At 67.3% G+C, this 9,683-nt stretch carries 7 protein-coding genes; 2 read left to right on the top strand and 5 right to left on the bottom strand.

Going from position 1 to position 9,683, the window contains the following annotated elements; translation table 11 throughout:
- Positions 1-1,194 (top strand): ATP-dependent Clp protease ATP-binding subunit ClpX (gene clpX / locus WA944_RS14305; protein ID WP_526647061.1); only part of this gene is annotated, 1,194 nt, incomplete at its 5' end.
- Here clpX and WA944_RS14300 read toward each other — a convergent pair.
- From WA944_RS14300 to WA944_RS14290, 3 genes are all read right to left on the bottom strand, one after another.
- Positions 1,191-2,165, bottom strand: coding sequence for a glycosyltransferase (locus WA944_RS14300; RefSeq protein ID WP_526647060.1), 975 nt, complete (start codon positions 2,163-2,165; stop codon positions 1,191-1,193). The genes clpX and WA944_RS14300 overlap by 4 nt on opposite strands.
- Positions 2,166-2,254: 89 nt before the next feature.
- On the bottom strand, positions 2,255-3,079 hold the full coding sequence (gene fdhD / locus WA944_RS14295) for a formate dehydrogenase accessory sulfurtransferase FdhD (RefSeq protein ID WP_526608116.1): 825 nt from the start codon (positions 3,077-3,079) through the stop codon (positions 2,255-2,257).
- Positions 3,067-5,436, bottom strand: coding sequence for an FdhF/YdeP family oxidoreductase (locus tag WA944_RS14290; RefSeq protein ID WP_526608113.1), 2,370 nt, complete (start codon positions 5,434-5,436; stop codon positions 3,067-3,069). Before WA944_RS14290 ends, fdhD begins: the two co-directional genes overlap by 13 nt.
- Positions 5,437-5,626: 190 nt before the next feature.
- On the opposite strand from WA944_RS14290, the gene WA944_RS14285 reads away from it, so the two are divergent.
- On the top strand, positions 5,627-7,801 hold the full coding sequence (locus WA944_RS14285) for a glutamine synthetase III family protein (protein WP_526608110.1): 2,175 nt from the start codon (positions 5,627-5,629) through the stop codon (positions 7,799-7,801).
- Positions 7,802-7,897: 96 nt separating this feature from the next.
- Here WA944_RS14285 and WA944_RS14280 read toward each other — a convergent pair whose 3' ends face one another.
- Together WA944_RS14280 and WA944_RS14275 are read right to left on the bottom strand one after the other, a co-directional pair.
- Complete coding sequence (locus WA944_RS14280) at positions 7,898-8,836, bottom strand: NHL repeat-containing protein (RefSeq protein WP_526647059.1); 939 nt, start codon at positions 8,834-8,836, stop codon at positions 7,898-7,900.
- Between the two features lie 83 nt (positions 8,837-8,919).
- Positions 8,920-9,683, bottom strand: a 764-nt coding sequence (locus tag WA944_RS14275; RefSeq protein ID WP_526647058.1) for an aldehyde dehydrogenase family protein, incomplete at its 5' end; no start/stop codon positions are given.

The raw sequence follows: 9,683 nt of genomic DNA, 5'->3' as shown, positions 1-9,683 counted from the left end.
CCGGGCGTCTACATCTGCGATGAGTGCATCGATCTGTGCAACGAGATCATCGAGGAGGAACTCGCCGACGCTGACGACGTCAAGCTCGACGAGCTCCCCAAGCCCGTCGAGATCCGCGACTTCCTCGAGGGCTACGTGATCGGCCAGGACACCGCCAAGCGGACGCTGGCCGTGGCCGTCTACAACCACTACAAGCGCATCCAGGCCGGTGAGAAGATGCGGGATTCCCGCGCCGAGCCGGTGGAGCTTTCCAAGTCCAACATCCTGATGCTCGGCCCCACTGGCTGCGGCAAGACCTACCTGGCGCAGACGCTGGCCAAGATGCTCAACGTGCCGTTCGCCATCGCGGATGCGACGGCGCTCACCGAAGCCGGCTACGTCGGCGAGGATGTCGAGAACATTCTGCTGAAGCTGATCCAGGCCGCCGATTACGACGTCAAGCGCGCCGAGACCGGCATCATCTACATCGACGAGGTCGACAAGATCGCCCGCAAGAGCGAGAACCCGTCGATCACCCGCGACGTCTCCGGCGAGGGCGTGCAGCAGGCACTGCTGAAGATCCTCGAAGGCACACAGGCCTCGGTTCCTCCGCAGGGCGGCCGCAAGCACCCCCACCAGGAGTTCATCCAGATCGACACCACCAACGTGCTGTTCATCGTGGCGGGTGCATTCGCCGGGCTGGAGAAGATCGTCTCCGACCGCGTCGGCAAGCGCGGTCTGGGCTTCGGCGCCGAGGTGCACTCCAAGGCCGAGATCGACACCCAGGACCACTTCGCTGAGGTCATGCCCGAAGACCTGATCAAGTTCGGGCTCATCCCCGAGTTCATCGGCCGGCTTCCCGTGGTGGCGTCGGTGACCAACCTGGACAAGGAATCGCTCGTCAAGATTCTGTCGGAGCCCAAGAACGCGTTGGTCAAGCAGTACACCCGGCTCTTCGACATGGACGGCGTGGAGCTGGAGTTCAACGAGGACGCGCTCGAGGCGATCGCCGATCAGGCGATCCATCGCGGCACTGGTGCCCGCGGCTTGCGCGCGATCATGGAGGAAGTCCTGCTGCCGGTGATGTACGACATCCCCAGCCGCGACGACGTCGCCAAGGTCGTCGTCACCAAGGAGACGGTCGAAGACAACGTGCTGCCGACCATCGTGCCGCGCAAGCCACCGCGTAACGAGCGGCGCGAGAAGAGCGCCTAGTTCACGTACGGCCGCGCGCGGCCGCCGACGACCTCGTCGACCAGAGCCGCGATCTCCGCGACCCCGTCGCGTCTGGCGAACGCCGCCTCCATCGTTCGCGCGTTGCGCAGGAACCCGGCCTCGCCGCGGACGCGGTGGACGGCCGCGGCGACCGCCGTCGGTGACGGTGCGCCCGTCTGCAGGTTGATCCCGGCCCCCGAGCGCGCCACCCGCGCGGCGACCTCGGCCCGGTACCCGGTCCTGCCCGCGACGACGATGGGCACCCCCGCCGCCAACGCAAGCTGCACCGTTGTGTAGTCGCCGTCGGTCACCAGGACGTCGACCTTCGGTAGCAGCAGCTCGTGCGGGAGATGGTCGGCGACGACCGCATTGGCCGGTACCGGGGCGCCGAGCGCGCCGACGTCCCGGCCGCCGGTGCTGACGACCACCGACACGTCGCTGTCTGCGAGCGCTGTGACGGTGGGTTCGACGAGCTGCGACAGGTCACCCGTCTCGGAGGTGCCAAGGGTGACGTGCACGACGGGACGGGCGCCGTCGAGTCCGCCCCACCACGCCGGGGGCACGAAACCGTCCGGCGGGCGCGGCCGCACCACCCCGACGAATCGCACTGCGGCAGGCAGATCGCTGTGCGGGTACTCGAAGCTCGGCACCGTCGGGACGATCAACCGGTCGACGAGCGCTCCGACATCGCGCAGCGACGCCGGCATGACCGGGGCGGGCATGTAGCACAGCACCGGCGGCAGGCCGGCGCCGAGCAGCGGAATGATGCCGGTGACTCCGTGGTCGACGATGACGGCGTCAGGGTGCCGTTCGTCGAGCGCGCTGCGCAGCTCCTCCGTCTGGTGACCTGGGTGTGCTGCGGCGGTCAACACGGTGACACTGTTCCCGCGGCCCATGAGATCCGCGGCGACGGTGAGCAGGGGATCGGCGTGGCCGGCCGACGGCAGCGTGGCGATCAGGATCTCCGGCATACCTTTGATGCTCGGGCATCAGCGGCTGCCGGTGCATGGAGGTTGTCTGGAGAACGCATGGAGAACGCAGGCAGGGGCCTATTTTCGGCTCAGCTCGTCACGCGGTCGGGCCTGGTGTAGATGTTCATCGAGTCACCCCGCAGGAAGGCCACCAGCGTGAGACCCGACTGGCTGGCGAGGTCGACGGCCAGCGAGGACGGCGCGGACACCGCGGCCAGCATCGGGATGCCGGCCATCACCGCCTTCTGGGTGAGCTCGAACGACGCCCGCCCGCTGACCAGCAGCACGGTGCCGCTCAGCGGCACCCGGCGCTGTTCCAGCGCCCAGCCGATGACCTTGTCGACGGCGTTGTGCCTGCCGATGTCCTCGCGCACCACCAGAGGGGTGCCGTCGGTGGCGAACAGCGCCGCACCGTGCAGACCTCCCGTCGCAGCGAACACCTTCTGCGCGTCCCGAAGCTTGCCGGGCAACGCGGACAACGTGTCGGTGCGCACCGTCGACGGGTCGTCGCCGGGGCCGTGCTTGCTGATCAGGCGCACCGCCTCCAGCGACGCTTTCCCGCACACGCCGCACGACGACGTCGTGTAGAAGTTGCGGGTGGGGTCGACGTCCGGTGCGGGCACGTCCGGCGCCAGCGTCACGTCGAGCACGTTGTAGGAGTTCATCCCCTCGTCGTTTACGCCGCGGCAGTACTGCACCGACAGGATGTCCTCGCGCCGGGACACGACGCCCTCGGTGAGCAGAAACCCCTGCGCCAGCTCGACATCGGAGCCGGGGGTACGCATCGTCACGGTCAGCGGCACACCGTTGACCCGAATCTCCAACGGCTCCTCGACCACCAGCGTCTCCGGCCGGGCCACGGCGTTGTCGGCCGTCACGTGCCGCACCCGCCGGCGCGCCGTCACTCGCCCCATGATGACCCGCTCACCAGATCAGCTGGAGCGCTAGCCTTTTCGAGTCGGATCACGACGGCTTTCGACACCGGGGTGTTCGACCTGGCGGCGACGTGGTCCAGGGCGACCAGCGAGTTCGTCTCCGGGTAGTAGGCCGCGGCGTTTCCGACCGGCGTCGAATACGGCACCACCCGGAAGTCCTTGGCGCGACGCTCCTGCAACTCGCCGCCAGCGGTGAACTCCGACACCAGGTCCACCCGGTCGCCGTCGGCGAGCCCGAACGAGGCGATGTCGGCCGGGTTGACGAACACCACCCGACGCCCGCCCTCCACGCCGCGGTAGCGGTCGGACAGGCCGTAGATCGTGGTGTTGTACTGGTCGTGACTGCGTAGGGTCTGCAGGACCAACCGGCCAGGGGGGACCGGCACCCACTCCAGCGGGTTCACCGCAAAGTTGGCTTTCCCTGTGCTGGTGGGGAATTCGCGCGAATCGCGGGGGCCGTGGGGCAGCTGGAAGCCGTCGGGCGCCCGCACCTTGGCGTTGTAGTCGCCGCAGCCCGGGACCACGGCGGCGATGGCGTCGCGGATGGCGTCGTAGTCGTTGTTGAACCGCTCCCACGGCACCGGATGTCCGGGCCCGAGCAGTTCACGCGCGAGCTGGCAGACGATCGCCACCTCGCTGCGCAGCTGCTCTCCTGGCGGGTGCAGGCTACCGCGGGACAGATGCACCATCGACATCGAATCCTCAACTGAAACCTGTTGTTTCACGCCGTTCTGCACATCCCGGTCGGTACGGCCGAGCGACGGCAGGATCAGCGCCGTCCGTCCGTGCACGACGTGGCTGCGGTTCAGCTTCGTGGACACCTGCACGGTCAGTGTGCAGGCCCGCAGTGCCGCCTCGGTGACGGCGGTGTCCGGCGTCGCGAGCGCGAAGTTGCCCCCCATGCCCATGAAGACCTTGGCCCGGCCGTCGCGCATGGCCCGGATCGCGTCGACGGTGTCCACACCGTGCTCGCGTGGGCAGGTGATCCCGAAGTGGGCGTCCAATGCGGCCAGGAACGTCTCGGGCATCTTCTCCCAGATGCCCATCGTGCGGTCGCCCTGCACGTTCGAATGTCCGCGCACCGGGCACAGGCCCGCTCCGGGTTTGCCGATCATGCCGCGCATCAGCAGCACGTTGCTGATCTCGGAGATCATCGGTACCGCGTGCCGGTGCTGGGTCAGGCCCATCGCCCAGCACGCCACGGTGCGCTCTGATGCGGCGAACATCGCGGCCACCCGTTCCAGCTGGGTCCGCGAGATGCCGGTGGCCTGCAGCACGGTGTCGAGGTCCACCGCCCGCGCCTGCGCTTCGTACTCGTCGAAGCCGGCGCAGTAGGTGTTGATGAAGTCGCGGTCGACGATGCTGCCCGGGCTGCGGTCATCGGCTTCCAACAGCAGGCGGGCCACCCCGGCGAACAACGCCATGTCGCCGCCCAGGCGGATCTGGACGAACTCGTCGGCGATCGCGACGCCGTGGCCGACCACGCCGTGGACTTTCTGCGGGTCCTTGAACCGGATCAGGCCGGCCTCGGGCAGCGGGTTGACCGCGATGATCTTCGCGCCGTTGGCTTTCGCCTTCTCCAGCACCGAGAGCATCCGCGGATGGTTGGTGCCCGGGTTCTGCCCGGCGATCACGATGAGGTCCGCGCCCGCCACGTCCTCCACGGTCACCGACCCCTTGCCGATGCCGATCGACTCGACCAGCGAGGCTCCCGAGGACTCGTGGCACATGTTCGAACAGTCCGGCAGGTTGTTCGTGCCGAAGCTGCGCACCAGCAGCTGGTAGAGAAATGCCGCCTCGTTGCTGGTGCGACCGGAGGTGTAGAACACCGCCTCGTTCGGATCGTCCAGCGCGCGCAGCTCGTCGGCGATCAACCGGAACGCCTCGGGCCAGTCGATCTCCCGATAGTGGTCGTCACCGGGGCGCAGCACCATCGGGTGGGTGAGCCTGCCCTGCTGGCTCAGCCAGTACTCCGGGCGGCCTTCCAGGTCGGCGATCGAGTGCCGAGCGAAGAACTCGGGGGTGACGACACGTTTTGTGGCCTCCTCGGCGACCGCCTTGGCCCCGTTTTCGCAGAACTCGGCGAACTTGCGGCCGCCGGGTTCCTCCGGCCACGCACAGCCCGGGCAGTCGAAGCCCTTGCGCTGGTTCAGTCGGACCAGCGACAGCGCCGTACGCAGCGGGCCCATGGACTCGAGCCCGCGCTGCAGTGACACCAGCACGGCCTTGACCCCGGCCGCCTCCTGCTCCCTGCCGGTGACCACCGTCGTGCGCTCGTCGTAGTCCGCCTCGATGTCACGGGTGACCCCCCGCCCCCTGCGCAGCCGTAGACCCATGAAACCAGCGTAGGCGCTGCCGTCGCCGGCTCCGCGGCCGCAAGCCGGAAGCAGGCACGGCGGCGACCGCAACGACCGAATCACCCCGTTGACGCTGACGTAACAATCCCGGAACGCGCCCTCCCTACTGTGTGGGCCGGTCAACTGTCCGTCAAGCCACTTGCGGACACCAGCGGTGATAGGAAGTCCATTGAGCGGAAATGCGGTACGCCTGCAGGCGATCAACAGCGTCGAGGCGTATGTGCCTCCCCCCATCAGTTTCGATCCCGGAGAGGCCCCCGGCGAGATCTTCGGTGCCAACGTCTTCACGCTGGCCGAGATGCGGTTGCGGCTGCCCAAGTCGGTCTTCAAGTCCATGGTCGCGACGATGGAGAAGGGCGCCAAGCTGGACCCGGCGATCGCCGACTCGGTCGCCTCCGTGATGAAGGACTGGGCGCTGTCGAAGGGGGCCACCCACTACGCGCACGTCTTCTACCCGATGACCGGGCTGACCGCTGAGAAGCACGACAGCTTCCTCGATCCGGTGGGCGACGGCACCACGCTCGCCGAATTCGCCGGCAAGACCCTGATCCAGGGTGAGCCCGATGCCTCCAGTTTCCCCTCCGGCGGCCTGCGTAGCACCTTCGAGGCCCGCGGTTACACCGGCTGGGATGTCACCAGCCCGGCGTACATCCTGGAGAACCCGAACGGCAACACGCTGTGCATCCCGACGGTCTTCGTGTCGATGACCGGTGAGGCCCTGGACTACAAGACCCCGTTGCTGCGCAGCCAGCAGGCCATGGGTGCTCAGGCGGAGCGCATCCTGAAGTTGTTCGGGCACAAAGATTTTGACAACATCGTGTCGTTCTGCGGTCCCGAGCAGGAGTACTTCCTGGTCGACCGGCACTTCTTCCTGGCGCGTCCGGACCTGATCAACGCCGGCCGCACCCTGTTCGGCTGCAAGCCGCCCAAGGGCCAGGAGTTCGACGACCACTACTTCGGTGCCATCCCCGACCGGGTGCTGGCCTTCATGATGGACACCGAGCGTGAGCTCTTCAAGCTCGGCATCCCAGCCAAGACCCGGCACAACGAGGTCGCTCCCGGGCAGTTCGAGATCGCCCCGATGTTCGAGCGTGCCAACATCGCCGCAGACCATCAGCAGCTGTTGATGACCACGTTCAAGACCATCGCCAAGAAACACGGCATGGAATGCCTGTTCCACGAGAAGCCGTTCGCCGGCGTGAACGGATCGGGCAAGCATGTCAACTTCTCGCTCGGCAACGCGCAGTTCGGCAGCCTGTTGGTGCCGGGTGACACTCCGCACGAGAACGCCCAGTTCCTGGTGTTCTGCGCCGCGGTGATCCGCGCCGTGCACAAGTTCTCCGGTCTGCTGCGGGTGTCGGTGGCCTCGGCCACCAACGACCACCGCCTCGGCGCCAACGAGGCTCCGCCGGCCATCATCTCGATCTTCCTCGGCGACCAGCTCGCCGACGTGTTCGAGCAGATCGCCAAGGGTGCTGCGACGTCGTCCAAAGGCAAGGGCAGCATGATCATCGGTGTCGACACCCTTCCGGAGCTGCCGACCGACCCGGGCGACCGCAACCGCACCAGCCCGTTCGCGTTCACCGGCAACCGCTTCGAGTTCCGCGCGCCGGGCTCCGGGCAGACCATCAACGTGCCGATGATCATCCTGAACACGATCATGGCCGACTCGCTGGACTACATGGCAACCTGGCTGGAGAGTGCCGCCGAATCAGCCGAGGACTTCGACATGTTGGTGCAGAAGCTGCTCACCGAGATCATCACCGAGCACGGTGCCGTGGTGTTCAACGGCGACGGTTACTCGGAGAACTGGCAGATCGAAGCAGCCGAACGCGGCCTGCCTAACCTCAAGACCACCATCGACTGCATTCCGGAGCTGGTGAAGCCCGAGGCGGTCGAGGTGTTCGAGAAGTACGGCGTGTTCAGCGCACGCGAGCTGCAGAGCCGGGTCGAGGTCCGGTACGAGATGTACGCGCTGACCGTGGCCGTCGAGGCGAAGCTGACCCTGGAGGTGGGATCGACGGTGGTCCTGCCTGCGGCGATCCGCTACCAGACCGAGCTGGCGCAGAACGTGGCGACGTTGAAGGCGGCCGGCCTGGAGCCGGACATGACGCTGCTGTCGGCGGTCTCTGCGCCGATCGCTGAGCTGACGAGCGCACTGAGCGCGCTCAAGACGGCGATGGGTGTGCACGGTGGCGACTCGGCGGGCGAGGAGGCCGCTCATGCGCAGGGCCTGCTGCCGCTGATGGATGCGGTGCGTGAGGCAGCCGACACGCTGGAAGGTGTTGTCGCCGACGACCTGTGGTCGCTGCCGACCTACCAGGAAATGCTCTACATCCTCTGACCGCTTTTCCCCGCGAGCGTGCGTGTTTGCACATCGGCAGTCGGTGTGTCGTGTGCAAATGCGCGCGCTCGCGCTCGGCGACGGTGACGTTTCGGGTCAGCCGGGGTCGACGATCTGCACCACGCCGGCGGTCACGCCGGCGATGAACAGCCGACCCGTCGTCGCGTCCACACCCACGGTGTAGGGGTTCTGCACGGTCGGGATCCACTGGAACTCGCGTGGTGTCGGATCGGCCATGTCGTACCCGATCACCTCGTTGGTGCCGGAGGACGCCACCCACAACCGGTCCCGGGTGGGGTCATAGGTGATGCCGTAAGGCCCTCCAGCCTGAGCAATTTCGGCGATTTGACGCGGCTGGGTATCGAAGACTCTGATGGCGTCGCCGCGAGTGTCGGTGGCGATCATCCGGCCGTGTCTGTCAGCGACGAGGTGCGTCGGACCCTCGCCGGCCGGTGCCACCCCGACGATGGTCAAGGCGTCGCTGTCGTAGATCGTCAGGTCGTTCTTGCGGACGTCGATCAGTCCCATCGCGTTGCCCACCGAGGCCAGCCCGGCCGGCTGCACGCTGTCGGTGAACACCTTCACGATGTCGTCACCACGCACCGCGCTGACGGTTCCGCCGAGTTCGTTGGCGACCAACACGGTTCCGTTGGCGGCTTGGGAGGCGTCGTGGGGAAGGTGCCCGTGAGTACCTGTGACTCCGCGCGTCCGCCCGGCAGTTCCACCCGCACCAGGGCGTCGGCGCTCTCTCCACCGGGACCAGGAGGCGTCGCGGGGGACCCACCACCGCTCGAGCAGTTCGATCTCGATGTGGTGGAGCCCGTGATCGGCGAGCAGATCCCGCAGGCCTGCGAAGCCGATGGAGTCGCGTACGACGGCAAGATCGTCGGCGATCAGACCGAGGCCGCAGTAGCCCGCGGCTGCGACTGCGCCGACGCGTTCGGTGATCGGGACCGGACTGGTGGCGGGGACGTGCACCGGTGACGTGTCGCCGGCACTGGTCCACGCGGTTGCCACCAATTTGGTGTCGGTCATGGTTGGCGTCCCTCGCGAGCGTGACGAAAATGCCACCCGCGAGCGGCGTGTCGCGTACCGACACGCGCGCCCGCGGAGACGGGTTACTGGTTTTGGGGGAAGCCGAGTTCGATGCCGCCGTGGCTGGGGTCGAGCCAGCGTTGGGTGATGGCTTTTTGGCGGATGAAGAAGTTGACGCCGTCGGTGCCGTGGGCGTGGGAGTCGCCGAACAGGGAGGCTTTCCAGCCGCCGAAGCTGTAGTAGGCCATGGGTACGGGGATGGGGACGTTGATGCCGATCATGCCGACCTGGACTTCGTTTTGGAAGCGGCGGGCGGCGCCGCCGTCGTTGGTGAAGATGGCGGTGCCGTTGCCGTAGGGGTTGGTGTTGATCAGTTCCAGTGCCTGGTCGTAGGTGTCCACGCGCACGACCGAGAGCACGGGTCCGAAGATTTCGTCGGTGTAGACGCTCATGTCGGGGGTGACGTGGTCGATGAGGGTGGGGCCGAGCCAGAAACCGTCAGCGCCACCGTTGGGGGTGACGGTGCGGCCGTCGACGACGATCTTGGCGCCGTCGGCTTCGCCGGCGTCGATGTAGCCCGCGACTTTGTCGCGGTGGGCTTGGGTGACCAGTGGGCCCATGTCGGAGTCTTTGGCGCCGTCACCGATCTTGAGTGGTGTGGTGCGTTCGGCGATTTTGGCGACCAGGTCGTCGGCGATCGGCCCGACCGCCACACACGCCGAGATGGCCATGCAGCGTTCCCCGGCCGAGCCGAACCCGGCGTTGACCATGGCGTCGGCGGCCAGGTCGAGGTCGGCGTCGGGCAGGATCACGGCGTGGTTTTTGGCTCCGCCGAGTGCTTGGACGC

It is taken from the genome of Mycobacterium sp., assembly GCF_049683355.1.
Taxonomy (GTDB): Bacteria; Actinomycetota; Actinomycetes; order Mycobacteriales; family Mycobacteriaceae; genus Mycobacterium.
Note: the sequence above shows the minus strand (reverse complement) of the source record. Positions and strands in the feature narration are given on the sequence as shown.